Origin of the sequence: Parazoarcus communis, from assembly GCF_003111665.1 — a bacterium.
Classification (GTDB): domain Bacteria; phylum Pseudomonadota; class Gammaproteobacteria; order Burkholderiales; family Rhodocyclaceae; genus Parazoarcus; species Parazoarcus communis_B.
Genome location: NZ_CP022188.1, coordinates 1,431,195 through 1,454,621 on the forward strand (window position 1 = coordinate 1,431,195; position 23,427 = coordinate 1,454,621).

24 protein-coding genes are annotated in these 23,427 nt (G+C 62.6%); 11 read left to right on the plus strand and 13 right to left on the minus strand.

Annotated elements, in window-relative coordinates:
- Positions 1-19: 19 nt before the first annotated feature.
- From CEW87_RS06470 to CEW87_RS06480, 3 genes are read right to left on the minus strand one after another with little or no spacing between them, the layout of a single operon-like run.
- The gene (locus tag CEW87_RS06470) at positions 20-2,803 is read right to left on the minus strand and encodes a DUF2339 domain-containing protein (protein WP_108971958.1); all 2,784 of its coding nucleotides are present in this window, start codon (positions 2,801-2,803) and stop codon (positions 20-22) included.
- A gap of 21 nt (positions 2,804-2,824) precedes the next feature.
- On the minus strand, positions 2,825-4,705 hold the full coding sequence (locus CEW87_RS06475) for an MFS transporter (RefSeq protein WP_108971959.1): 1,881 nt from the start codon (positions 4,703-4,705) through the stop codon (positions 2,825-2,827).
- A complete protein-coding gene (locus CEW87_RS06480) occupies positions 4,702-4,887 on the minus strand; it encodes a hypothetical protein (RefSeq protein ID WP_159098099.1) in 186 nt (61 codons plus the stop codon). Before CEW87_RS06480 ends, CEW87_RS06475 begins: the two co-directional genes overlap by 4 nt.
- Positions 4,888-5,080: 193 nt before the next feature.
- Here CEW87_RS06480 and CEW87_RS06485 point away from each other — a divergent pair, with 193 nt between their 5' ends.
- Genes CEW87_RS06485 through CEW87_RS06525 form a run of 9 tightly spaced genes read left to right on the plus strand, consistent with a single transcriptional unit; the run spans position 5,081 to position 11,965 of the window.
- On the plus strand, positions 5,081-5,422 hold the full coding sequence (locus CEW87_RS06485; protein ID WP_108951451.1) for an ATP synthase subunit I: 342 nt from the start codon (positions 5,081-5,083) through the stop codon (positions 5,420-5,422).
- Positions 5,423-5,424: 2 nt separating this feature from the next.
- Complete coding sequence (gene atpB, locus CEW87_RS06490; RefSeq protein ID WP_108971961.1) at positions 5,425-6,270, plus strand: F0F1 ATP synthase subunit A; 846 nt, start codon at positions 5,425-5,427, stop codon at positions 6,268-6,270.
- A 54-nt stretch (positions 6,271-6,324) separates the two neighbouring features.
- Positions 6,325-6,570: a F0F1 ATP synthase subunit C gene (gene atpE / locus CEW87_RS06495; RefSeq protein ID WP_002925444.1), complete on the plus strand. Its 246-nt coding sequence runs from the start codon at positions 6,325-6,327 to the stop codon at positions 6,568-6,570.
- 41 nt (positions 6,571-6,611) lie between these two features.
- A complete protein-coding gene (locus CEW87_RS06500) occupies positions 6,612-7,085 on the plus strand; it encodes a F0F1 ATP synthase subunit B (protein WP_108950071.1) in 474 nt (157 codons plus the stop codon).
- Between the two features lie 3 nt (positions 7,086-7,088).
- A complete protein-coding gene (locus CEW87_RS06505) occupies positions 7,089-7,622 on the plus strand; it encodes a F0F1 ATP synthase subunit delta (protein WP_108950072.1) in 534 nt (177 codons plus the stop codon).
- Between the two features lie 12 nt (positions 7,623-7,634).
- Positions 7,635-9,173: a F0F1 ATP synthase subunit alpha gene (gene atpA / locus CEW87_RS06510; protein WP_108950073.1), complete on the plus strand. Its 1,539-nt coding sequence runs from the start codon at positions 7,635-7,637 to the stop codon at positions 9,171-9,173.
- Between the two features lie 21 nt (positions 9,174-9,194).
- Positions 9,195-10,064: a F0F1 ATP synthase subunit gamma gene (gene atpG / locus CEW87_RS06515; protein WP_108950074.1), complete on the plus strand. Its 870-nt coding sequence runs from the start codon at positions 9,195-9,197 to the stop codon at positions 10,062-10,064.
- 25 nt (positions 10,065-10,089) lie between these two features.
- Positions 10,090-11,490, plus strand: coding sequence for a F0F1 ATP synthase subunit beta (gene atpD, locus CEW87_RS06520; RefSeq protein ID WP_108971962.1), 1,401 nt, complete (start codon positions 10,090-10,092; stop codon positions 11,488-11,490).
- 52 nt (positions 11,491-11,542) lie between these two features.
- Positions 11,543-11,965: a F0F1 ATP synthase subunit epsilon gene (locus tag CEW87_RS06525; RefSeq protein ID WP_108971963.1), complete on the plus strand. Its 423-nt coding sequence runs from the start codon at positions 11,543-11,545 to the stop codon at positions 11,963-11,965.
- Positions 11,966-12,066: 101 nt separating this feature from the next.
- On the opposite strand, the gene CEW87_RS06530 is transcribed toward CEW87_RS06525, so the two are convergent.
- Genes CEW87_RS06530 through CEW87_RS06545 form a run of 4 tightly spaced genes read right to left on the minus strand, consistent with a single transcriptional unit; the run spans position 12,067 to position 14,744 of the window.
- Positions 12,067-12,660: a ubiquinone biosynthesis accessory factor UbiJ gene (locus CEW87_RS06530; protein ID WP_108971964.1), complete on the minus strand. Its 594-nt coding sequence runs from the start codon at positions 12,658-12,660 to the stop codon at positions 12,067-12,069.
- A 44-nt stretch (positions 12,661-12,704) separates the two neighbouring features.
- Positions 12,705-13,553, minus strand: a complete 849-nt coding sequence (locus CEW87_RS06535; protein ID WP_108971965.1) for a Tim44 domain-containing protein — start codon at positions 13,551-13,553, stop codon at positions 12,705-12,707.
- 20 nt (positions 13,554-13,573) lie between these two features.
- Positions 13,574-14,311, minus strand: a complete 738-nt coding sequence (ubiE, locus tag CEW87_RS06540) for a bifunctional demethylmenaquinone methyltransferase/2-methoxy-6-polyprenyl-1,4-benzoquinol methylase UbiE (RefSeq protein ID WP_108971966.1) — start codon at positions 14,309-14,311, stop codon at positions 13,574-13,576.
- 7 nt (positions 14,312-14,318) lie between these two features.
- Positions 14,319-14,744 (minus strand): gamma-butyrobetaine hydroxylase-like domain-containing protein, encoded by a 426-nt coding sequence (locus CEW87_RS06545; protein ID WP_108971967.1) that lies wholly within the window; start codon positions 14,742-14,744, stop codon positions 14,319-14,321.
- A 176-nt stretch (positions 14,745-14,920) separates the two neighbouring features.
- Between CEW87_RS06545 and phoB the strand changes: the two genes are divergently transcribed.
- A complete protein-coding gene (gene phoB, locus CEW87_RS06550; RefSeq protein WP_108971968.1) occupies positions 14,921-15,631 on the plus strand; it encodes a phosphate regulon transcriptional regulator PhoB in 711 nt (236 codons plus the stop codon).
- A 41-nt stretch (positions 15,632-15,672) separates the two neighbouring features.
- Entirely contained in the window at positions 15,673-16,983 is a 1,311-nt protein-coding gene (gene phoR / locus CEW87_RS06555) for a phosphate regulon sensor histidine kinase PhoR (protein WP_234421694.1), read from the plus strand.
- Here the strand turns inward: phoR and CEW87_RS06560 are convergent.
- From CEW87_RS06560 to gatB, 6 genes are all read right to left on the minus strand, one after another.
- Positions 16,961-18,568: a hypothetical protein gene (locus CEW87_RS06560; protein ID WP_108971969.1), complete on the minus strand. Its 1,608-nt coding sequence runs from the start codon at positions 18,566-18,568 to the stop codon at positions 16,961-16,963. The genes phoR and CEW87_RS06560 overlap by 23 nt on opposite strands.
- A gap of 30 nt (positions 18,569-18,598) precedes the next feature.
- Positions 18,599-19,018, minus strand: a complete 420-nt coding sequence (locus CEW87_RS06565) for an HIT family protein (protein WP_108971970.1) — start codon at positions 19,016-19,018, stop codon at positions 18,599-18,601.
- Positions 19,019-19,090: 72 nt separating this feature from the next.
- Positions 19,091-19,915 carry a class II glutamine amidotransferase gene (locus CEW87_RS06570; protein ID WP_108971971.1) on the minus strand — a complete coding sequence of 275 codons (825 nt, stop codon included), beginning with the start codon at positions 19,913-19,915 and terminating at the stop codon, positions 19,091-19,093.
- A gap of 66 nt (positions 19,916-19,981) precedes the next feature.
- Positions 19,982-21,067: a YeeE/YedE family protein gene (locus tag CEW87_RS06575; protein WP_108971972.1), complete on the minus strand. Its 1,086-nt coding sequence runs from the start codon at positions 21,065-21,067 to the stop codon at positions 19,982-19,984.
- Between the two features lie 168 nt (positions 21,068-21,235).
- A complete protein-coding gene (locus CEW87_RS06580) occupies positions 21,236-21,754 on the minus strand; it encodes a DUF3617 domain-containing protein (RefSeq protein WP_159098100.1) in 519 nt (172 codons plus the stop codon).
- Between the two features lie 196 nt (positions 21,755-21,950).
- Positions 21,951-23,423, minus strand: a complete 1,473-nt coding sequence (gene gatB, locus CEW87_RS06585) for an Asp-tRNA(Asn)/Glu-tRNA(Gln) amidotransferase subunit GatB (protein WP_108971974.1) — start codon at positions 23,421-23,423, stop codon at positions 21,951-21,953.
- Between the last annotated feature and the right edge of the window lie 4 nt (positions 23,424-23,427).

Consider the following 23,427-nt stretch of genomic DNA (forward strand, 5'->3'; position numbering starts at 1 on the left):
CCCGTTCGCCTGCAGGTTTTCAGCCCTCGGTGTCGGCCTGTTCCGCACCATCCTGTCTGGGCGGCAGCGGCGAGAAGTAGCCCACCACCAGCAACAGCATGCCGGCGCCAATGAAGGACACGATGCGCGTCAGCGTGCCGCTGGCCGCCATGTCCACCACGAAGAGCTTGCACACCACCGCTGCCATCAGGCCGGCACCCGCAAGCCAGGTCGCACGACTTGCGCGGCGGTTGGCGAGCAGCATCAGTCCCAGCCCAAGAATGGCCCAGAACAGCGACAGCGCCGCCTGGGTGGTGTCGTCTCCCAGGAGCTGCGACAGCGTCCACGGGACGCCCGTCATGTGATGCATTGCGCGCAGCAGTGCGGCGTTGGCAGCGATGAAGGCGACCAGCCCGAGCGCGCCCTGCAGGCGGATCAAGGGGCCGGCGACGCTGGTGATTTCGGCCTCGCCCCGCCGCAGCCACCATGCGATGGCGCCAAGTGCGATCGCCAGCGTCAGGTCGAGCGGATTGAGCAGCGGCAGATAGGCGAAGGGGGCCGCACTGCCGTCGCCATACGAATGGACCCCGAGCGACCACAGGCCCAGCACCAGCGCCAGAGGCCCTGCACCCCACAGCTGATATGCATCCTTCCACGGCCGCATTGGCCAGTTCTCATCCTGCGCCATGCGGGCAATCCCGGCCAGCAACAGTGCAGGCGGAAGCGCATGGGCGGCGAGCTGCCAGCCGTTGCCGACGGCCATGCTGGCCAGTTGCAGGCCGGCTTCCTGCGACAGGGCGAGGGCCAGCACCCACACCCCGGCAGCATGGGCGAGGGTGAGCACCGGACGGTCCAGCCGGCCACTGTCGATTGCGCGCAGGCTGTAGGCGTGAAGTGCGAGTCCGAGCGGCCATGCAAGCCAGCCACCGAAGCCCGAGGGCGGAACACCATAAGCAATGGTCTGGCCCAGTGCCAGCATCATGCCGCCGAGCGGCAGCAGGCCGGCGCTGAGCAGGCCAGGCCAGGTCAGCCTGGGTGCCAGCGCGCATGCAAGTGCGCCGCTGAGTGCGAACAGCGCGAGCGCTGCTGAGGGCTGGTAGCCGGTTGCAAGATGGGTGTCGATCTCGGCCCAGGCGCCACCGAGCCACCACAGCCATGCCCAGGCCAGCAGCGCATGCGTGATCCGCTGCGACCATTTCGATGCCTGCGGCTGGCGTGCAGCGAGCCACGCGCTGACGAAACCCGCGCCTGCAATCATCGTGCTGCCAAGAAAAGCGCTGTTCATGACGGGCAGGTTGCGCAGCCCGCTGTGCTGAGCCAGGTCAGCAGCAAACAGCACGCCCGCACCAGCCTGCAACAGCAGACCGCTTGCCGCCGGCAGCCGGCGCTGTTGGCGCCGGCCGATCCACCACAGCGCGGCGCCCTCGAGCGCCCAGGCTGCAGCGCTCCAGCGCCCGTCGAATGCGAGCGGAATCGCAAGGCTCAAGAAGGCGATGCCGAGCGCGACGAAGCTGGCGACAAGGAGTTCGAGATCGGGTTTGCGGACGCGCTTCAGCGCCGCTGCCAGCACGAGGTAGAAAACACCCACGGCGGCAGCGCTCCAGGCCAGGGCGTAGGGCATGCCGTGTACCAGTGCGGCCTGCAAACCGAAGCCGACTACCGGGACGCCAAACACGAGGGTGCCGTCGACCGGGTCGCGCAGCGCCGGGGCCTGCTTCCATGCGTAGCTCACCGCAGCTGCCACGTACATCAGGAAGAACAGCAGGAGGAAAGGCTCGGTGGTGTTGAAGTGCCATGGGTGGTAGAAGCGCGCGCCCCAGGCCAGACCAATGGCAAAGGTGAAGATGAAACCGGTGAGGTTGAGCCCGCGCCATGCCTTGCGCCAGGCCAGCAGCAGCACCCCGGCATTGAGCAGGGCATAATACGTAAACAGCTGGACATGACTGCCACTGCCGGTCGAGGCCAGGATGGGGGCGGCAAATCCGCCGGCACTGCCGATGATGGCGAGGATGGCCGCGTCCTGGCGGATGGCAAGAAAGGCAGCGACACCCACCAGCGCGAGCATGACGGCGAAGGCCGTGGTGGCCGGCATGATTCCGTACAGGCGCAGGGCGGCAAATGCGGTGAGGTAGAGCACGGCAATCCCGCCGCCCTGCAGGCTCAGCGCATAGCCGCGGCGCACATGGCGCAGGCGCCAGCCGACTGCTCCGAGCGCGATCCCCACGCAGGCGATGCCGGCGAGGCGCAGTTCGGGCGGCAGCATCGCGTTCTCCATCGCATAGCGGACGAGAAAGGCGAGGCCGAAAAAGAGCACCAGGATGCCGGTGCGCACCAGCGTATTGCCGCCGAAAAGCCAGTCACGGCAGCGGGTATAAAGGGCGTCGAGGTCGATCTGCGTTGCCTGATCCCTGCTGCGAGCGGTCGCCTGTGGCAGAGGCGTGTCGATGGCCTGGACCGAATCCGAGTCCGCCGGCCGTACGCGCGCGTTGGTTTTACCCAATTCACCCGTGACGCCGTGCGCGTCCGGTGAGGCCGGGACCTCAAGCCCTGTGCCGGAAAGCGATGTTGCAGCGGGCGCCGTCGCAGTCTCTTGTGCGGAGGACCTCGCCATCACGGTGCCGCCGTCCTCGCCCAGCCGCATGTTGAGCGCGTCGAGCTCGCGTTCGAGAGCGGCAATCCTGCTCTCATGGCGGGCCAGTGTCTGCGTGCGTTCCTTGCGCAGGCTCGCAACCATGCCCCCGAGCACTGCACCGAGAAACGCAACACCCACGCCGTCGAGCAGGCCGAGCATCGCACCTGCGGCAACCCACCAGAAAAAACTCATCAAATCGTCCTTGTTTTGCCTTCAGCGCCGGTCGCCGCGCAAGGCGCTCACTTGTTGCTGCAGATATTCCGGGTGTGCCGCTGCAGGCGGCACCGGGGCGCCCACGGCGAGTTCGATGTGGCTGAAGATTCCGCGTCGCAGCGGGTGCGACAACGCGGGACCGTCCTTGCGCGAGAAAGTGCTGCCCCACAGGCCACGCAATGCCATCGGCACCACCGGTACCGGCGTCTGTTCGACAATGCGGCGAATACCCGGGCGGAAGGGGTAAAGCTCGCCATTGTCGGTGATCCGGCCTTCCGGGAACACCGCTACTAAGTCACCGGCTTCCAGCGTCCGCGCGACCTCGTCGAAAGCGCGCTCCAGCATGGCGGGATCGTCCTTCGCCGGGGCGATCGGGATCGCTCCGCTGATCCGGAAGACAAACGACAGCAGCGGCATGGAGAAAATACGGTGGTCCATGACGAAGCGCACCGGACGCGGGCATGCCGCCATGATGATCATTGCATCGACAAAGCTTACATGGTTGCAGACCAGGACCGCCGGACCGCTTGCGGGGATGTTCCGAATGTCTTTCGTCCTGAGCCTGTACACCGTATGAACCAGCAGCCACACCAGAAAACGCAGCGCGAATTCAGGCACCAGGGCGTAGATGTAGAGCGCCACGAAAGCATTCAGTACGGCGGTCACGAGAAAGAGTTGCGGTACGCTGAAGCCGGCGGCCAGCAGGCCGGCACCCATGCCGGCCGCGACCACCATGAACAGGGCATTGAGGATGTTGTTCCCGGCAATGATGCGGGAACGGTGGGCCTGCTCGCTGCGGCTCTGTATCAGCGCGTACAGCGGCACGATAAAAAATCCGCCAAAGGTGCCGATCCCGATGAGGTCGAGCAGAACCCGCCACACGCCCGGCGTTGAAAGTACATCAGCCAGTGGCATCGGAGTGCCGCCGGCGACCGCGAGCGGGCTGCTCCACCACAGGTCGAGGGCGAACAGGGTCAAACCGATCGAGCCGAACGGAACCAGGCCGAGTTCAACCCTGCCGCCCGAGAGGCGCTCGCACAGCAGCGAACCCAGGCCGATGCCGATCGAGAACACGGCAAGCAGCAGCACCACGGCATGTGCGTCGCCGCCGAGCATATCCTTGGCATAGGCCGGAAACTGCGAAAGAAAGAGCGCGCCGTAAAACCAGAACCACGACACGCCGAGAATCGACAGGAATACGGTGCGGTTGAGCCTTGTGAACTGAAATCCGCGCCAGGTTTCGGTGAGCGGGTTCCAGTTGATGCGCAGCGCGGGCGAGGCCGCAGGTGCGACCGGAATACCCCGGCTCGAAACATAGCCAACTATCGACAGCAGCAAGGCAGCGACAGAGATCCACGCGCTCCCGCCGGGTACGCTGATCAGTACGCCACCGACGAGGGTGCCGATCAGGATGGCGACGAACGTGCCGGATTCGACGAGCGCATTGCCACCGATCAGTTCGTCGGCCGCGAGGTGCTGAGGCAGGATCGCGTACTTGACCGGGCCGAACAGCGCGGACTGCGCCCCCATCAGGAACAGGCAGGCCAGCATGAGTGACAGTGCGTCGAGCGCGAAGGCAAGGCTTGCCAGCAGCATGACGCCGATCTCAAGCAGTTTGGTGATGCGGATCAGCCGGCTCTTTTCGTACTTGTCAGCGATCTGCCCGGCCGTGGCGGAAAAGAGGAAGAAGGGCAGGATGAACAGCCCTGCGCACAGATTCACCAGAATGCCAGGTGCCAGCGAGGTGTAACGCATCGCATGAAAGGTGAGCAGAACGACAAGGGCGTTCTTGTACAGGTTGTCGTTGAAGGCGCCGAGAAACTGCGTCAGAAAAAAAGGCAGGAAGCGCCGTGTGTGCAGCAGAGAGAACTGATGACTCATGCGCGCACGCCCTTGCGCTCGAGTGCGTCCCAGGCCAAGCGTCGTTCTGAAGAGGGGTCGAAGCGCACGCCAGAAAGGCCGCGCTGAATCACCGCTCGCAGGTATTCGGGCCTATGATGGATGTCCGTTGCCGACCTGTCCTGCATGGGCGGGTTGATGTGGCGTGGATAGTCCGGATTCATGTTTTCATATTCGTGCACTGCATCAAATCTCTCAATGAATGCAATGATTTATCTTATATAAGTGTCGAACCCGCGAATTCGCCGGGCCGTTGTTTTTGCACATGCACGAATTGACTTTACTACGGTTAACCCCTAGTATTGCCGGGATTTTTAGGCGGGCGCGGCTGTGTGCGCGCCGCTTGGTGAGGAACGGATGCACAAGGCAGTCCTGCTGCAGCTAGGCGCAACCATTCTGGCAACGGCCATTGCGGCCGTTTTTTTCGGGGTGCGTGGCGCGGTGTCTGCCGCATCCGGCGGGCTGGCCTGTGTTGTGCCCAGCTGGTTCTTCGCCTGGCGGCTGATGCTGACGACACGTCGCAACGGCACAGCGACTGTGACCGCCTTTGTTGCAGGTGAGTTTATCAAGCTCGCCTCGATTGTCGGATTACTGGGGCTAGTACTTGCCGTCTATGCAGACGTCCACTGGGGCGCTCTTCTGATCGGGCTGGTACTGGCACTGAAAGCGAATTTATTTGCATTTTTGGTAAAGACCTGACTATGGCTGGCAACGCACCCACCGCATCCGAGTACGTCGTTCATCACCTGACGCACCTCAACACAACTGGTCACGCTCAAAAGAACATCATTGACTGGAGCGTCATCAACCTCGATTCGATGTTTTACTCGATCTCGATTGGCCTGCTCACCGTGTTCCTGCTGTGGCTTGCCGCACGCAAGGCCACTTCGGGTGTGCCGGGTCGTTTCCAGGGGTTCGTCGAACTCATGGTCGAAATGGTCGCGGATCAGGCCAAAGGCATCATCCACAGCGCAGAGTCGCGCAAGTTCGTTGCTCCGCTCGCGCTGACCGTGTTCGTCTGGATCTTCCTGATGAACGCAATGGACCTTCTGCCGGTTGATCTGCTGCCGCGCATCTGGGAAGGCGTGTATGCCTCTGCTGGTGGTGATCCGCATCACGCCTACATGCGTGTTGTAGCCACGGCCGACCTGTCCGCCACGCTCGGCATGTCCTCCGGCGTGCTGCTGCTGTGTCTCTACTACAACATCAAGATCAAAGGCCTGTCGGGCTGGATTCACGAGCTCTTCACCGCGCCTTTCGGCAGCCATCCGCTGCTGTACCCGATCAACTTCGCAATGCAGATCATCGAATTTGTTGCCAAGACCGTTTCTCACGGCATGCGACTGTTCGGCAACATGTATGCTGGCGAACTCATCTTCATTCTTATCGCGCTGCTCGGCTCCACGGCAACCGTTTTCGGTTTCGTGGGTCATGTCGTCGCAGGCTCGATCTGGGCGGTCTTCCACATCCTGATCATCACCTTGCAGGCATTCATCTTCATGATGCTGACCCTGGTGTACATCGGTCAGGCTCACGAAGGTCACTAATCTTTTCTCGCAGTACCTAGTTTTAAACTCAATCACCTTTAGTAAGGAGTTGTCATGGAAAACGTTCTGGGTTTTGTTGCTCTGGCTGCCGGTCTGATCATTGGTCTGGGCGCCATCGGTGCATGTATCGGTATCGGCATCATGGGTTCCAAGTACCTCGAAGCTTCGGCACGTCAGCCTGAACTGATGAACGCCCTGCAAACCAAGATGTTCCTGCTGGCTGGTCTGATCGATGCCGCGTTCCTGATCGGCGTTGGTATCGCCATGATGTTCGCCTTCGCCAACCCGTTCCAGCTTTAATCGGTTCGAGTTCCTCTCAACATACCTGAGGGCCAAGAACAGTGAATTTGAACGCAACTCTGATAGCTCAGCTCGTTGTGTTCTTCATTCTGGCGTGGTTCACGATGAAATTCGTGTGGCCGCCCATTGTGAAGGCACTTGACGAGCGTGCGAAGAAGATCGCAGACGGGCTGACAGCTGCGGATAAGGCTAAGTCGGACCTGGCACTTGCCGAAAAGAAGGTCGTCGAGGAACTGCGCAAGGCTCGCGAATCCGCGGGTGATGTGCGCGCCTCTGCTGAAAAGCAGGCGAGCCAACTGGTCGACGAGGCCCGTGCCGAAGCCAACCGCATCATCGCCGCCGCACGTGAAGCAGCCGAAGCCGAAGCCGGCACTGCTGCCCAGCGCGCCAAGGAAGCCCTGCGCGACCAGGTCGCCCATCTGGCTGTTGCCGGTGCAGAGAAGATCCTGCGCCGCGAGATCAACACCCAGGTGCATGCCGAGCTGCTTGCCAACCTGAAACAGGAACTGCAATAAGTCATGGCCGAGAATGTCACCATCGCGCGTCCCTATGCCGATGCCGCCTTCGAGCTGGCTCGCGGGGCAGGTGCGCTGGGGCCTTGGTCGGAAGTGCTGGATCGGCTCGCCTCCGTGGCGGCCGACTCCGAAATGCTGGCGCTCTTCAATGATCCCAAGTTTTCCGGCGAACAGCTGAACAAGCTGATGCTGGAAGTTGCTGGTGATCTGAGCGCCGAACAGCAGAACTTCATCCGCGTACTCGTGGAAGGAGAACGTCTGCAAGTGCTTCCGGAGATCCGTGACCTGTTCGTTGCACTGAAGAACGAACATGAGGGCGTCCTTGAGGCAAAAATCGCCTCAGCCTTCCCGCTTGACGATGCCGCACTGGCTTCGCTGAAAGCTGATCTTGAAGCCCGCTTCAAGACCAAGCTCGACGTGAGTGTCAGTATCGACCCCGAGCTTATCGGTGGGGTCCGCATCGCCATTGGCGACGAAGTGATCGACGCCTCGGTCCGCGGCAAGCTCGCGAACATGGCCGCTGCGCTTAAGAACTAGGAGCATACATCTATGCAACTCAACCCCTCTGAAATCAGTGACCTGATTAAGAGCCGGATCCAGAACCTGCAGCTCGCCGCCACGTCGCGTAACGAGGGTACGGTGGTCTCCGTCACGGACGGTATCACCCGCATCCACGGCCTGACCGACGTCATGCAAGGCGAAATGCTGGAGTTTCCCGGCAACACCTACGGCCTCGCGCTCAACCTCGAGCGTGACTCCGTCGGTGCCGTTGTGCTCGGCGAATACGAGCAAATCACCGAAGGCGACACCGTCAAGGCAACCGGCCGCATTCTCGAAGTGCCCGTCGGCCCCGAGCTGATCGGTCGTGTCGTGAACGCACTGGGCCAGCCGATCGACGGCAAGGGTCCGATCAACGCCAAGCTGACCGACAAGATCGAAAAGGTCGCGCCGGGCGTTATCGAGCGTCAGTCCGTCTCCCAGCCGGTTCAGACCGGTCTGAAGTCGGTCGACTCCATGGTGCCAATCGGCCGTGGTCAGCGCGAGCTGATCATTGGTGACCGCCAGACTGGTAAGACGGCCGTCGCGGTTGATGCGATCATCAACCAGAAAGGCCAGAACATGTTCTGCGTTTACGTTGCAATCGGTCAGAAGGCTTCGACCGTCGCCAACGTGGTGCGCAAGCTGGAAGAAAACGGCGCGATGGAATACACCATCGTCGTGGCCGCAACCGCTTCCGAATCTGCTGCCATGCAGTACCTGTCGGCCTACTCCGGCTGCACGATGGGCGAGTACTTCCGCGACCGCGGCATGGACGCGATGATCGTTTATGACGATCTGACCAAGCAGGCCTGGGCCTACCGTCAGGTATCCCTGCTGCTGCGCCGTCCGCCGGGCCGTGAAGCCTACCCGGGCGACGTGTTCTATCTGCACTCCCGCCTGCTCGAGCGTGCCGCTCGTGTGAACGCCGACTACGTCGAGAAGTTCACCAACGGTGAAGTCAAGGGCAAGACCGGTTCGCTGACCGCGCTGCCGATCATCGAAACCCAGGCCGGCGACGTCTCCGCGTTCGTTCCGACCAACGTGATTTCGATTACCGACGGCCAGATCTTCCTTGAGACCGACCTGTTCAACGCCGGTATCCGCCCCGCTATCAACGCCGGTATCTCGGTGTCGCGAGTCGGTGGTTCGGCCCAGACCAAGGTCATCAAGAAGCTCTCCGGTGGTATCCGTACCGACTTGGCGCAGTACCGCGAACTCGCAGCGTTTGCCCAGTTTGCTTCCGACCTCGACGACGCAACCCGCAAGCAGCTCGAGCGCGGTCGCCGCGTGACCGAACTGATGAAGCAGGCTCAGTACTCGCCGCTGTCGATTTCGGACATGGCCATTACCCTGTACGCGGTGAACAACGGTTACTTCGACGATGTCGACGTGCCGCGTCTGCTGGCCTTCGAATCCGGCCTGCAGCAGTTCGTCAAGACCAAGAACGCTGATCTCGTGAAGAAGATCGCCGATACCAAGGAACTCGACGCCGACGGCGAAAAGCTTCTGGTCGCTGCGATCACCGAGTTCAAGAAGAGCTGGGCTTAACGCTGCGGACGGAGACGGAATATGGCTAGCGGTAAGGAAATCCGTACCAAGATCAAGAGCGTGCAAAACACGCGCAAGATCACCAAGGCCATGGAAATGGTGGCCGCATCCAAAATGCGCAAAGCGCAGGACCGGATGCGCTCCGCCCGACCCTATGCCGAAAAGATCCGCCGACTCGCCGCGAACCTGTCTCAGGCCAATGTAACTGAATACCAACACCCCTTCCTGGTCCGCAAGGACCAGGTGAAGCGGGTGGGCTTGATTCTGGTGACGACCGATAAGGGCCTTTGTGGCGGCATGAACACCAACGTCCAGCGCGTAGCCGTGACTGCGATGAAGGAATGGGAAGCCGCTGGTGCAACCGAGATCCGTGCCTGCTGCATCGGCAACAAGGGTTTCGGTTTCATGCAAAGGGTGGGCGCCAAGGTTGCTTCGCATGTCGTGCAGTTGGGCGACACGCCGCACCTTGAAAAGCTCATCGGCCCGGTCAAGGTGATGCTCGATGCTTTCCAGAACGGCGAGCTCGACGCGGTCTACGTGGTCTATACCCGTTTCATCAATACGATGAAGCAGGAACCCATGCTCGAACAGCTGCTGCCGCTGACCGGCGAAAAGCTGGGTACCCCCGACACGTCGTGGGACTACCTCTACGAGCCCGATCCGCAAGTCGTGATCGACGAAATGCTGGTGCGTTACGTCGAAGCGCTGGTGTATCAGGCAGTGGCCGAGAGCATGGCTTCCGAGCAGAGCGCACGTATGGTGGCAATGAAGGCTGCTTCCGACAATGCGAAGAACGTGATTGGCGAGCTTCAGCTGGTCTACAACAAGACCCGCCAGGCCGCGATCACCAAAGAGCTGTCGGAAATCGTCAGCGGCGCCGCGGCGGTCTAACGGATTATTGAATTAAGGAAAAACGATGAGTACTGGTACGATCGTTCAGTGCATCGGCGCGGTGGTGGACATTCAGTTCCCGCGCGACGCGATGCCCAAGATTTATGAGGCTCTGAAGCTCGAAGACGCTGCCAACTCCTTTGCCGAAGACGGCTTGACCTTCGAGGTCCAGCAGCAGCTCGGTGATGGCGTGGTGCGTACCATTGCGATGGGCTCTTCCGATGGCCTGCGCCGCGGAATGAAGGTTGGCAGCACCGGCGCCGGTATCTCGGTTCCGGTCGGTGAAGGCACCCTCGGCCGCATCATGGACGTGCTGGGTCGCCCGATTGACGAAGCTGGTCCGATCGAATGCGATGAGCTGCGTCAGATTCACCAGAAGGCTCCGAAGTTCGACGAACTTTCGCCTTCCGTGGAACTGCTCGAAACCGGCATCAAGGTTATCGATCTGATCTGCCCGTTCGCAAAGGGCGGTAAGGTAGGCCTGTTCGGTGGCGCCGGTGTGGGCAAGACGGTGAACATGATGGAACTCATCAACAACATCGCCAAGCAGCACGCGGGTCTCTCCGTGTTTGCCGGTGTGGGTGAGCGTACTCGTGAGGGTAACGACTTCTACCACGAGATGAAGGACTCCAACGTTCTCGACAAGGTTGCGATGGTGTTCGGTCAGATGAACGAACCCCCGGGCAACCGTCTGCGCGTGGCGCTGACCGGCCTGACGATGGCCGAGCGTTTCCGTGACGACGGCCGCGACATCCTGTTCTTCGTGGATAACATCTACCGCTACACGCTGGCCGGTACCGAAGTGTCCGCACTGCTTGGCCGTATGCCTTCTGCCGTGGGCTATCAGCCGACGCTGGCTGAAGAAATGGGCCGTCTGCAAGAGCGTATTACCTCGACCAAGGTTGGTTCGATCACCTCCATCCAGGCCGTGTATGTGCCTGCGGATGACTTGACCGACCCGTCGCCGGCAACGACCTTCCTGCACCTCGACTCCACCGTCGTGCTGTCGCGTGACATCGCCGCACTGGGTATCTACCCGGCCGTCGATCCGCTCGACTCCACCAGCCGCCAGCTCGATCCGCTGGTCGTGGGTGAAGAGCACTACAACGTGGCTCGTCAGGTTCAGCAGACGCTGCAGAAGTACAAGGAACTGCGTGACATCATCGCGATTCTGGGCATGGACGAACTGTCTCCCGAAGACAAGCTCGCCGTGGGCCGTGCGCGTAAGATCCAGCGCTTCCTGTCGCAGCCCTTCCACGTTGCGGAAGTCTTCACCGGTTCGCCCGGCAAGTACGTGACCCTCAACGACACGATCAAGGGCTTCAAGATGATCGTGAGCGGCGAGTGTGACTCCATGCCCGAACAGGCTTTCTACATGGTCGGCGGCATCGAAGAGGCCATCGAGAAAGCGAAGAAGCTCCAGTAATTCGCTCACCCGCGCGGCGATCTCCGTCGCGCGGAATTGAAGAGGACATACCATGGCTATGACGGTTCACGTAGACATCGTCAGTGCGGAAGAGCAGATTTTTTCCGGGCTGGCGGAGTTCGTCGCGCTGCCTGGCGAGGCGGGTGAACTCGGCATCCTGCCCGGACACATGCCGCTGATGACCCGGATCAGACCGGGTGCGGTACGGGTCAAGGTTCCGAATCAGGCGGAAGAAGAGCTGGTCTTTGTTGCTGGCGGCATCCTTGAGGTTCAGCCCGGTCTGGTGACCGTGCTGGCGGACACCGCGATTCGCGGCAAGGATCTCGACGAAGCGAAGGCACTGGAAGCCAAGCGCAAGGCAGAAGAAGCGCTTTCCAACCAGAGCGCCCAGCTTGACTACGCCAAGGCTCAGGCTGAACTGAGCGAAGCGATCGCCCAGATCGCAGCAATTCAGAAGCTGCGTAAGCGCAACTGAGCATCACTGTGCCGCGCTGCATGCGGCGAGGTGACGAAAAAGGCAGCCGATCCGGCTGCCTTTTTTACGTCCGTCAGTTGCGTGGCGCTTCCCGTGACTGTTCAGCGTCGCGCGATTTTGCCGCGCTGCCCAAGGCGGTCGATGCGTTTTTCCAGCCGTGCCACCGCGTCGCGGAAGGCGCGGATGTCATCATCGAAGGTCGAGACCATCGGCTTCGAGGTCAGTATCGGCTGCTCCTCGGTCAGGTACTCCACCGCGTTACCGGTGAGGCTTGTGGCAAGCCGCTGCTGTGCCTTGCCAAGGGCAACGCCGGTGCTGACGATACGATGTGCAGCGATATCCCCTACGACGCGGGACAGGTCCTCCTCGAGGTCCCAGCGCAGGTGGCGGAAAACGAAGCCCAGCGCGTCGGCGAACTCTGCGTTGCCTGCAATCCGTACCTGGGACATCAAGGCTTCGATGCCACCGTTCAGTGCGCGCGGAGACTCGCTCAGCGGCAGTTGCAGGCTTACATCGGGTGATTCATCGCTGCTGCTGGCAGCGAAGTGCCCCTCGGCTGTGATCGAGAAGTCGATTGAAACCGGGGAGACGTCCAGCCGCGCCCGTTTGCCAGCATGCGGCTGCAGTCGGCTGCGCGCCCAGCCAGACTGGGCAAGCAGGTGGTTGGCGCCAGAGAGAAAGAGGCTGTCGATCATGTAAATACGGGGGCCTGGGCCCCCGTTTCTTCGTGTGAGTGGAATCAGTTGGTTTGCTGAATGCCGGCAACACGCCAGCCTGCATCGCCGCTGACCGGCTTCACGAGGTGCCAGACCTCATCGAGTGCAGCGGGTGCTGCAGCCTCATCCTCACGCAGCAGCCCGGTGAAGCGAACGCTGACGATGTAGCGATCAGCTTCTTCGACAACCTCGATCACTTCTGCGTTGAGCTCAACGACGTCGGTGCGTTGCGTCGCGTCGCCGCGCTCGGCGATCTGCATGCTGATCTCTGCATACACTTCGGGCGTGGTGAACTCGCGCAGATCTTCAAGGTTTGCCGAATCGTTGGCAGTCTGCAGGCGAATGAAGTTCAGCTTGGCCTGACGGGCGAAGCCTTCGGCATCAAAGTTCGATGCGGCGGACGATGCAACAGGTCCGCTGGTTGCTGCGCCGCTCGAAGGTGCTGCTGAGGCGTTCTGCGGAGTGAAAGGCGTTGCGCCTTGTCCCTGAGTCGCACCGGCGTACTGCATCCCCCGGGCCTGCGGAGAAGCGCCACGACGGAACAGGAACTTGAACAGCATCACGCCGGCGACCGCGAGCAGGGCGATCATGACGAAGTTGGCAAAACCTTCACCCATGCCGAGGCTGGAGAACAGTGCGGCGAGGCCGAGACCGGCTGCCAGACCGGCAATCGGACCCATCCACGAACGACGGGGCTGTGCTGCGGCGGCTGCAGGAGGAGCTGCAGACGGACGCGTGGGCGACACTGCGGGCGGCGTCGAGCGCTTCATGCCGAAGCTGCTGCCACCGCCAAGGCGCTTGGCCTCGGCTTCCGGTGCCGCAACGCCGAAGGTGAAAATCACCATCATCAGGGAAAGGAAGAGGTGCTTCATTATTCTGGGGTCTCCGTTGATCAAAGTTTGTAACCACGGTGCAAGGCAACGACGCCCGCGCTGAGGTTGAAGTAGTCGACACGCTGAAGGCCAGCTTGTTCCATCATGGTCTTAAGTTCTTCCTGACCGGGGTGCATACGGATGGATTCGGCCAGGTAACGGTAGCTGTCGGCGTCGTCGGCGACCTTGTTGCCCATCCACGGCAGGAGCTTGAAAGAGTACAGGTCATACACCGGTGCAAGCGGTTTCCACACCTTTGAAAATTCGAGCACGAGCAGGCGTCCGCCTGGACGCAGCACGCGGCGCATTTCGGCCAGGGCGACATCCTTGTGGGTCATGTTGCGCAGTCCGAAGGCGACGGTGACGCAGTCGAACCAGTCGTCCGGAAAGGGCAGCTTTTCGGCATTGCACTGCGCCACGGGCAGGGAGAAGCCCTTGTCGACAACGCGGTCGCGGCCACGCGACAGCATCGCGTGATTGATGTCGGTCAGCCACACCTGGCCGCGTTCGCCGACCTTGCGCGCGAAAGCGAGCGAGAGGTCGGCGGTGCCGCCAGCAACGTCAAGGACACGGTCACCGGTGCGAACACCGGAAATCTGGATGGTGAACGCCTTCCAGATCCGATGCAGGCCGAACGACATCAGGTCGTTCATCACGTCGTACTTTTGTGCGACCGACGAAAAGACCTCGGCGACCTTTCGTTGTTTCTGCTCTTCGGCGACTGTCTCGAAGCCGAAGTGAGTGGTGTTTTCTTTCATGGCGATATCAGTGATGGTGGCTGCCGCAGCCGCCCTTGGGCGCTGCCGGCGGGACGAGTGCCGGATCCCGGGTTCCGTTGTCCCGCTCAAGGCGCTCGAGGTAGTCCTGCCACATTTCGGCCTGATTGCGGCCGAGCAGGTAGAGGTAATCCCAGGAGTAGAGTCCGCTGTCGTGACCGTCGTCAAAGACGGGTTTGATTGCATAATTGCCGACCGGCTCAAGTGAGGCGATATCGACGTCACGCTTGCCCTGCTGCAGTGTTTCCTGCCCCGCGCCATGACCGCGCACCTCGGCCGAGGGCGAATAGACGCGCAGATATTCGAAGGGAAGTTCGAAAAGGCTGCCATCGTCAAACGCAATTTCGAGCTTGCGCGACTTGCGGTGCAAGGTGATTGCGGTGGGAAGGGGGGTGTCCTTGTCGAGTCCGGCCATCACGGAATGCCTCAATGTGGGAGGTCAATGATACCTGATTCGGCCCGCGGCCAAGGCCGACGCCGCACAGGCTGCGTAGCAGCAGGCGCGTGTTGCGCTGTTTCAGTGTGATGACGTGTCATCAAACCTTCAAATTGCTGAAATACACTTTGCAGCATCAAAGGGAGCCACTGCTTATGCCTGCCAATATCCTGCTGGTCGAAGACGAACCTGCAATCCAGGAACTGATCGCTGCGAACCTTGCGCGCGCAGGTCACCATGTTGTGCGTGCTGCGGACGCCGAGACGGCTCAGCGTATCGTGCGCGATGCCTTGCCCGATCTGGTGCTGCTCGACTGGATGCTGCCGGGCGCTTCCGGTATGGACTTCGCGCGCCGCTTGCGCGCAGACGAGCGCACCCGGAGTATCCCGATCATCATGCTGACCGCCCGCGGCGAGGAGCAGGACAAGGTGAGTGGGCTCGAAACCGGTGCTGACGATTACATCACCAAGCCTTTCAGCCCGCGCGAACTGGTCGCGCGCATCAAGGCAGTGCTGCGCAGGCGTGCGCCGCAGGCCACCGAGGACCCGGTTGAATTGGGGGGGCTGAGGCTCGACCCCGAGACGCACCGCGTGACGGCCGGCGAGCAGGCGCTTGCGCTCGGCCCCACCGAGTTCCGCCTGCTGCACTTTCTGATGACTCACCCGGAGCGGGTGCACTCGCGGGCACAGTTGCTCGATCAAGTGTGGGGCGATCACGTTTTCGTCGAAGAGCGCACGGTCGATGTGCATATCCGGCGCCTGCGCTGCGCACTCGAGCCCTCAAGTCACGACGCGCTGGTGCAGACCGTGCGCGGCAGTGGTTATCGCTTTTCGGCGCAGGCAGAGCTGCCGCCCGTCGTGCGATAATCGAACGGCATCGGCCAACAGGGAGCATCATCATTCGACCCGTGCGCTATCTATGGACCGGTGTTTTGTCGGCGCTGTGTCTGCTGGCATTGGTCTCGGCTGTGATCGCCATTTTTGCCGGCACGACCGGGGGCCTGATGGCCTTCATCCTGGGTGTTCTGCTCCTGCTCGGCTGGCATGTACACAACCTGATCCGGCTCGTCATGTGGAGCCGGGAGCCGATTGGCACACCGGTGCCGCGCGCAGGGGGCAGCTGGGGGCAGGTTTTCGCCGAGCTGAATCGCCGCTCGCGAGTGTCCTACGACATGCGCGAACGCCTTTCGTCTGCGCTGGAGCGTTTCCACGACGCCAGCCAGGCAATGCCGGACGGAGTGCTCTATCTCTCCGACAATGACACCATCGAGTGGATCAACCTCAAGGCCGAGCAGCACTTCGGGCTTGATCACACGCATGACATCGGCGCGCCGGTCACCAACCTGGTTCGTCAGCCCGAGTTTGTTCATTATCTCCAGTCCGGTTACCACGACGAGCCCTTGGTCATGGCAGCAGGGCGACGCAGTGGCCTGACATTGCAGGTTCAGGTCATTCCCTTCGGCGACGACCAGAAGATGGTGCTGTCGCGCGACATCTCGCAACTCGAGCGTCTCGAAACCATGCGGCGCGACTTCGTGGCCAATGTGTCGCATGAACTGCGCACACCGTTGACCGTCATCGGTGGCTTTCTCGAGACCCTGGTCGACGGTCTGGACGACTATGAGCGCGAGGACGTGATGCGCTTCCTGCGTCTCGCTCTGGATCAGTCATCCCGCATGGGGCGGCTGATTGAGGATTTGTTGACGCTGTCTGCGCTGGAAACGGGGGCTCCTGCCCCGGCAGAAGAAAGAATCGACGTCGGTGAGCTGATGGAGGAGATCCGCGAGGACACCGAACTGCTGTCGGCCGGTCGCCACACGGTGACGCTGCAGATGGAAGGTGACGGTGTGCTGCTGGGGAGCGGCAAGGAGATCCACAGTGCGTTCGCCAATCTGGCGAGCAATGCGGTGCGCTATACGCCAGAGGGGGGAAAAATAGATCTCTTATGGCGTGTTGATGCTCAAGGCGCGGAGTTCTCGGTGCGGGATACCGGAATCGGCGTCGATCCGGAGCACATTCCGCGCCTGACCGAGCGCTTCTACCGTGTGGACCGCGGCCGCTCGCGCGAAACCGGGGGCACGGGCCTCGGTCTGGCGATCGTCAAGCACATCCTGACGCGCCACCAGGCCGAGCTCAGGGTCAGCAGCAAGCAGGGTGAAGGCAGCGTGTTCAGTGTCCGCCTGCCCCCCGCAAGGCTTATGGCGCTTCCGGCGCGATAGCGTCGAAACGCACCTGGTCGAAATTGGCGCCCTTGAGTGCGTCTTTGCTCAGTCGCAACTGGGCACTCTTGCCGCCGTCGAAGACTTCCACCACCCGGTTCTGCCGGTACCAGCCGGCGGGCAGAATCAGCGAGCTTTCAACCTTGAGCCCCTTGTTGGCCGGGATGAGGAAGGCCTGCTGGTAGGGCTCGCGTTGCCCCGGGCGGGATGCGAGGGGCCGGGCTGCCACGACGCGCGGCACGCCGGGCAATACATACACGCCGATCTCAAGCACCCCGTCGTCACGGTACATCAGCCAGCTGACCTGACCGAGCAGAAAGTACTCGCCGTCCAGCGGCTTGAGCCCGACCAGCTGATGGTGCTCCAGCCGCTCCGCGTGCGGTCTTTGCTCCAGGCGGAAGCCACCGACTGACTGATCGAGCAGGTTCCAGCGCTCGCACACCAGGCCCAGCTTCTCGGCATCGCTTCGATGATTGGCGCCGTGGAGCTTGCTCGGGGCTTCCGGTGCGCGTTCACCGAAGGTCATCAGCGCCATGTCGCTCTTGAAGCTGGTGGTCAGCCCGTAGCTGCGCGGCTGTTCGAACAGTCTGCCCTGAATGTGAAAGCCGATGGCGAGCCAGTCGCTGGTCAGCTCGACCTGGCCGCGGCTGCCGCGGCGCGGAAAGCGACGTCCGGCCGAGGCCAGGCCCCACGGGCGATAGAGCGAGACCAGCAGGCGGGCGCTGCCGTCGAGCGTGCAGTCATCACCAAGCCCGAGCGAGGCGGGCGTCACGCCCTGCTTGAACTGGGTGAATACGGCCTGGATCTGGCCCGCCAGCTTGCCGCCATCAAAACTGCGCAAGCCGATGCTCTTGTTCAGGAGGCCGAGCGGACGCAGGCCGTGGTCTGCGCCAAGGTCGAGTCCATAGACCGTCGGCTTGCGCCCTTCGGTCTCGGCGTCCAGGCTGCAGTACGGCGCGAAACGCTGCGCCCAGCGGCAGATCCAGAGCAGTTCATGGCCGGTACGGCCGAACGGGTTGGCAAGATCGACCAGCAGGATGGCGATGTAGGCTTCCATCGCGCTCTGGGCTTTCCACAAGGTATTGAGCGGGTCCGAGACCCGTGCCCGGAGCAGGCCGGTGCTCTCGGCCGCGGCAAAACTCTCGTGAACCTCGGTCCAGAGTCCCGCCGGCAAGGAGCGGTGTGCCCGGAAATACTCGATCAGCACCTGGCCGGCGTAGTGCACCCGGCGTTGAGCAAGCAGGGCGCGCTGATCCTCGAGCGTGCCCATCTGCGCGTCGTGGCGCGCGATCTGCGCATACGAGCGGGCCAGGTTGTGCCACAGCTTGACGACCTCGAGCAGGGTGCCGTTCTCTTCGCTGTCCGGTGGCAGCGGGTGGTCTGCGTAGCGGCTGCTCATGTCGGCCTGGATACGGGCAATGACCGGGCGTGCAGCCTCAAGCACTTCAAGATGCTGATTCGGGGCGGGAAGGGCGTCGAGGAGGCCGCCGATGATCTTCGACAGTACGGCATGGGTCTCGTCGACCTTGCTCAACTGCAGGCTTGGCAGCAGGCTCAGGCATTCGGCGGGGTTGCGGTAGTCCATAGAAACTCCGGATGCGGATGTCGGCGGTGGTCAGTCGGCGTTGCGTGCAAGCAGTTCGCTGGTGATCGTGGACGCCAGTGTGGCAGCATTGGGTGCAGCATGGGGCTGGCCGGGACGTTGTTCGCGCCCCCAGACCGGCTCCGGGAAGTGGCGGTCGTCGGTGAAGCGCGGAATCACATGCCAGTGCAGGTGCGGCACCATGTTGCCAAAGCTCGCAAGGTTGATCTTGGCCGGCTGCATCAGGGCGCGAAGCGCACTTTCGGTCGCCAGTACGACGTCGAGCAGGTGGGCTTGATCAGCATGCCGAAGATCGGTCATCTCGGCAACGTGCGCCTTCCAGATCACCCGGCAGAAACCGGGATAGTCGGCATCGTCCACGCCGATGACGCGGCAGAACTCGTCCTGCCAGATGATCCTGTCTCGGGTGCTGCTGCATAGTGGGCAATCCATTACAACCTCAATCCGGCAACAAGCTCGCAAGCCCGTACTTTAGCGCGTCTGCATTGCACCGATAAGGAAGATTTACGCGCTTCGAGGCAGTCCGGTGCCGATTTCCGCTGCGACGGTCGAGGTTTCGCCAAGTGCGACAGGCGCGCCGAGATGGAAGGCCTGCAGGGTGCCGGGGGGGATGGACTGCCAGGTTTCGTTGTCGGTCAGCGGCGTGGTGGCGATGACTGCCACGCGGTCGTCGGGCGTGGTGACCTCGTTGAAGTCGACGGCGAGGTCTTCATCGGACAGGTGGGCCACCGGAAACGGCGACTGCCGTATGACATAGACCAGGCGTGAAGAGCTGTGTGCAAAGAGGTAGTCGCCGTCGGAGAGCAGGAAGTTGAACTCGCCGTGGCGCCCGATCTCGATGGAGATCGTCCTCAATGCCGCATGCAACTCGCGCGGTGAGGGCGCAGCGTCGGGAAAGCGCTGGGCCAGCGCATCGAGAATATGGCAGAACGCATGCTCGGAGTCGGTGGAGCCGACCGGCAGGAAGCGTCCCGAGAGCGACGGCTGGTAGCCACACAGGTTGCCGTTGTGGGCAAAAATCCAGTATCGCCCCCATAGCTCACGCTGGAAGGGGTGGGTGTTCTCCAGGCGAATCTGCCCCTGGGTCGCCTTGCGGATGTGGGCGATGACATTGAGGGAGCGGATCGGGTAGCGGCGCACCAGTTCGGCGACCGGAGAGTCGGCGCTGGCGCAGGGCTCGAGAAAGACGCGCGCGCCACGCCCCTCGAAGAACGCAATCCCCCAGCCGTCACGATGGTGGTCGGTCAGCCCGCCACGGGCGCGGAAACCCGCGAAGGAAAAACAGATGTCGGTCGGCACATTGCAGTTCATTCCGAGCAGCTGGCACATGGGGAGGCATTTCCTGCTTTCTTTGTATGCCTCCGATTATAGCGTTGCGCTGCCCGGGTCGCCGTTTCAGGGGCTGACGGCGGTGGCCGGCAGGTGGGGCGCGAGCTTGCGGTCGATCACCCAGTCGGTCAGGCTGGCGCCGGCCCACATCCCCGACAGCGTCACCCAGGCGGTTACCGCAAACACCGATGCGCCCGAGATCCCGGCACCCACTGCGCAGCCGCCGGCCAGCATGCCGCCAAAGCCCATCAGCAGGGCGCCGACGATGTAGCGGCGCATCGCGTGTCCGCCCTGAAAGCCCTCGAGCTTGAGCTCGCGGCTCAGCAGGGCGGCAAGGAAGGAGCCGAGGAAGACGCCAGGCACCATGCCGAGGTCGAAGTCGAGCAGTTTGCCCGGCGGCGACAGCACCAGCATCAGCACGTCGGCCGAGGGGCCGGTGAAGGACAGGCTCTTGATCGGGGTTGGATCGAAGGTGCGCGAAGACATCTCGTAGGTGAACCACCACGCGAGCGCCACCATCACGCCGGCGCCGAGGCCGCCCGCCCAGGCCCAGGCGGTGATGCGGTGGCGGCTGGCAAACCAGGCGCCTGCGAGCAACCACAACAGACCGAAGGCGAAACCGCCGCCGTGCCCGATGCCGACGTAGGCGAGGAGGTCGCGGGCGTTGCCGCCGTCAATCGTCCACCACGTGCCGATGGTTTCGCGCACGGGCGAGAGGATGCCCGTCATCGACGCCTGTGCGGTGACCGCGAAGATCAGTCCGGAGAGCAGTGCGCGCAGGTTGCCGTTTGCCGCCAGCACCAGCAGGCGGCTGGAGCAGCCACGGGCGAGGATCATGCCGGTACCGAACATCAGGCCGCCGATCAGCGCTCCAGACAGGCTGCCCTGGCTCGCGAGCTGGCGTACGTTGGCGGTGTCGAAGCGTCCCGTGAGATGCAGCAGCTGCGTGACGATGATCGCCGCGGAGAAGGCCAGCAGCCAGACCGAGAGCTTGGCGCCGAGCTGTCCGCGCGCCACCTCGACCACGGCTGCCCGCAGGCAGAAACGCGAGCGCTGCGCAAAGGCGCCGAAAAGGGCGCCGATCAGCAACCCGCCGAGCGCAAGGCTGCGATCCTCGCCCAGCCAGTCGATCACTCCTGTCAGGTCCGGCATGATTGTGTCTCCATCACGCTGCGTCCGGCTGTGCTCAACCGGTATCGTCAGTATTGAAGCATATAAGAATGTACCGAATAAATGGGATGCGCATTGACCTTCCTCAACCCGTGAGTGGTCGTCTGTGGTTTGGCCGGACCGGCCTGGTGCGGCAGCGCGAAGCAGACGTCAGCGCGCGCGCGGCATGTTCTTCATCAGCTCCTCGACGTTGATGCCGTTCATGCCCTGCATCGTGATGTCGCCGGGCTTCTGTCCCTGCCGGCAGGCGCCCAGCCAGCGCGCATCCTGCTTCACCGTCATGGATTTCATGCCTTGCAGTGGCGGCGCGTAGGTGCTGCGGATCTCGCCGCTGTAGCGGTTCTCGAAATCGCCCGAGAACACACCCTCTATCGTGGCTGTGCTGCCCTCGACCTTGCACACGGCCTTGAACAGGATACGGTCGCCGTCGCGGCGGTAGGATTTCTGTGCGCACTCGCCCCTGTCCTGCTGCGCGATGAGGTCGTCAGTCTGGGGGCCGACGCACATGTTGAAGGTCTGCCCCATGCCGCCCATCTCCGCCATTGAGGTCTTCATCTCCCACAGGCCGGGCTTTCGCTTGGGCATGTCCGCCGGCATTTCGGCAAGGCTGGTGCCGACCCATGTGGTGCTCAGCACAAAGGTGAGGAGAAGGGATGACGAGGTGCGCATGATGTCGGCTCCGGTGCTTGATGACATCTGTGAAGCATAGTCAGCCCCGGCGCGAAAAGGAATCCGGGAGCGGGGGGGAGGGCGAAGCGGCGAGCAACGGGCGTTGCTCGCCTGGCCGCCGAAACATGCCTCGCCAATGAAAGACGCCCGGCTGCCATGGCGGCAGTCGGGCGTCTCAGGCATCAGTGCAGCGGGGTCAGCCGGCGAGCTTCTTGCGCAGCAAGTCGTTGACCTGGGCCGGGCTGGCCTTGCCCTTGCTGGCCTTCATCACCTGGCCGACCAGCGCGTTGAAGGCCTTCTCCTTGCCCGCGCGGAACTCCTCGACCGATTTCTGGTTGGCCGCCAGCACCTCGTCGATCATGGCTTCGATCGCGCCGCTGTCGGTGACCTGCTTCAGGCCCTGCTTGTCGATGACTTCGTCGGCGCTCGCGCCCTCACCATTCCACAGTGCTTCAAACACCTTGCGCGCGATGGCATTGGAGATGGTGCTGTCGGCGATGCGCGACACCAGCCCGGCGAGCTGGGCGGGCGTAACCGGGGAGGCTGCGATGTCGAGATCGGCCTTGTTCAGGCGTGCTGCGAGCTCGCCCATGATCCAGTTGGCGCACAGCTTGGCCACCTGGGCGGCGTTGGTGCTGCCTGCCGCGCCCATTGCGGCCTGGAAATAGGCTGCGATTTCCTTGGAGGCGGTCAGCGCCGCAGCGTCGTAGGCCGACAAGCCGAGTTCGGCGATGAAGCGGTCCTTCATCGCCACCGGGAGTTCGGGCATTTCACTGCGCACGCGGTCGATCCAGGCTTCGTCGATCACCAGCGGCAGCAGGTCGGGGTCGGGGAAGTAGCGGTAATCGTGCGCATCTTCCTTGGAGCGCATCATGCGTGTCTCGCCGGTGTCCGGGTCGAACAGCACGGTGGCCTGCTGGATGGTGCCGCCGTCCTCAATGGTGTCGATCTGCCACTGCACCTCGTAGTCGATGGCCTGCTGCAGGAAGCGGAAGGAGTTCAGGTTCTTGATCTCGCGCCGGGTGCCGAACTGTTCGGCGCCCCACTTGCGCACCGAGACGTTGGCGTCGCAGCGGAAGGAGCCTTCCTGCATGTTGCCGTCGCAGATATCGATCCAGCGCACCAGCGCGTGCAGGGCGCGGGCATAGGCCACGGCCTCGGCCGACGAGCGCATGTCCGGCTCGGAGACGATCTCCAGCAGCGGCGTACCGGCGCGGTTGAGGTCGATGCCGCTCATGCCGTGAAAGTCTTCGTGCAGGCTCTTGCCTGCGTCTTCCTCGAGGTGGGCGCGGGTCAGCTGTACGGTCTTCTCGTAGGCGGATTCGCCCTCGCCGACGCGGATGGTGATGGTGCCGCCCTGAACCACCGGCAGCTCGAACTGGCTGATCTGGTAGCCCTTCGGGAGGTCGGGGTAGAAGTAGTTCTTGCGCGCGAACACGCTCTTGGGCGCGATGTGCGAGCCGAGCGCGAGGCCAAGCCGGATCGCACGCTCGACCGCGCCGCGGTTGAGCACCGGCAGCACGCCGGGCAGGGCGATATCAACCGCGCTTGCCTGCACATTGGGTTCGGCGCCGAAGGCGGTGCTGGTGCCGGAAAATATCTTGGAAGCGGTGTTGAGCTGGGCGTGAACTTCCAGGCCAATGACGACTTCCCAATCCGATCTGCTCATGTCT

Coding starts and splice junctions, on each gene's coding strand:
- atpG (WP_108950074.1), top strand. CDS start 9,195: ATGGCTAGCGGTAAGGAAATCCGTACCAAGATCAAGAGCGTGCAAAAC.
- CEW87_RS06525 (WP_108971963.1), top strand. CDS start 11,543: ATGGCTATGACGGTTCACGTAGACATCGTCAGTGCGGAAGAGCAGATT.
- CEW87_RS06480 (WP_159098099.1), bottom strand. CDS start 4,887: ATGAATCCGGACTATCCACGCCACATCAACCCGCCCATGCAGGACAGG.
- CEW87_RS06485 (WP_108951451.1), top strand. CDS start 5,081: ATGCACAAGGCAGTCCTGCTGCAGCTAGGCGCAACCATTCTGGCAACG.
- CEW87_RS06545 (WP_108971967.1), bottom strand. CDS start 14,744: ATGGCCGGACTCGACAAGGACACCCCCCTTCCCACCGCAATCACCTTG.
- CEW87_RS06475 (WP_108971959.1), bottom strand. CDS start 4,705: ATGAGTCATCAGTTCTCTCTGCTGCACACACGGCGCTTCCTGCCTTTT.
- atpA (WP_108950073.1), top strand. CDS start 7,635: ATGCAACTCAACCCCTCTGAAATCAGTGACCTGATTAAGAGCCGGATC.
- CEW87_RS06530 (WP_108971964.1), bottom strand. CDS start 12,660: ATGATCGACAGCCTCTTTCTCTCTGGCGCCAACCACCTGCTTGCCCAG.
- CEW87_RS06560 (WP_108971969.1), bottom strand. CDS start 18,568: ATGGACTACCGCAACCCCGCCGAATGCCTGAGCCTGCTGCCAAGCCTG.
- CEW87_RS06580 (WP_159098100.1), bottom strand. CDS start 21,754: ATGCGCACCTCGTCATCCCTTCTCCTCACCTTTGTGCTGAGCACCACA.
- CEW87_RS06570 (WP_108971971.1), bottom strand. CDS start 19,915: ATGTGCCAGCTGCTCGGAATGAACTGCAATGTGCCGACCGACATCTGT.
- phoB (WP_108971968.1), top strand. CDS start 14,921: ATGCCTGCCAATATCCTGCTGGTCGAAGACGAACCTGCAATCCAGGAA.
- CEW87_RS06470 (WP_108971958.1), bottom strand. CDS start 2,803: ATGAGTTTTTTCTGGTGGGTTGCCGCAGGTGCGATGCTCGGCCTGCTC.
- ubiE (WP_108971966.1), bottom strand. CDS start 14,311: ATGAAAGAAAACACCACTCACTTCGGCTTCGAGACAGTCGCCGAAGAG.
- CEW87_RS06535 (WP_108971965.1), bottom strand. CDS start 13,553: ATGAAGCACCTCTTCCTTTCCCTGATGATGGTGATTTTCACCTTCGGC.
- CEW87_RS06575 (WP_108971972.1), bottom strand. CDS start 21,067: ATGCCGGACCTGACAGGAGTGATCGACTGGCTGGGCGAGGATCGCAGC.
- atpB (WP_108971961.1), top strand. CDS start 5,425: ATGGCTGGCAACGCACCCACCGCATCCGAGTACGTCGTTCATCACCTG.
- atpD (WP_108971962.1), top strand. CDS start 10,090: ATGAGTACTGGTACGATCGTTCAGTGCATCGGCGCGGTGGTGGACATT.
- atpE (WP_002925444.1), top strand. CDS start 6,325: ATGGAAAACGTTCTGGGTTTTGTTGCTCTGGCTGCCGGTCTGATCATT.
- CEW87_RS06565 (WP_108971970.1), bottom strand. CDS start 19,018: ATGGATTGCCCACTATGCAGCAGCACCCGAGACAGGATCATCTGGCAG.
- CEW87_RS06505 (WP_108950072.1), top strand. CDS start 7,089: ATGGCCGAGAATGTCACCATCGCGCGTCCCTATGCCGATGCCGCCTTC.
- gatB (WP_108971974.1), bottom strand. CDS start 23,423: ATGAGCAGATCGGATTGGGAAGTCGTCATTGGCCTGGAAGTTCACGCC.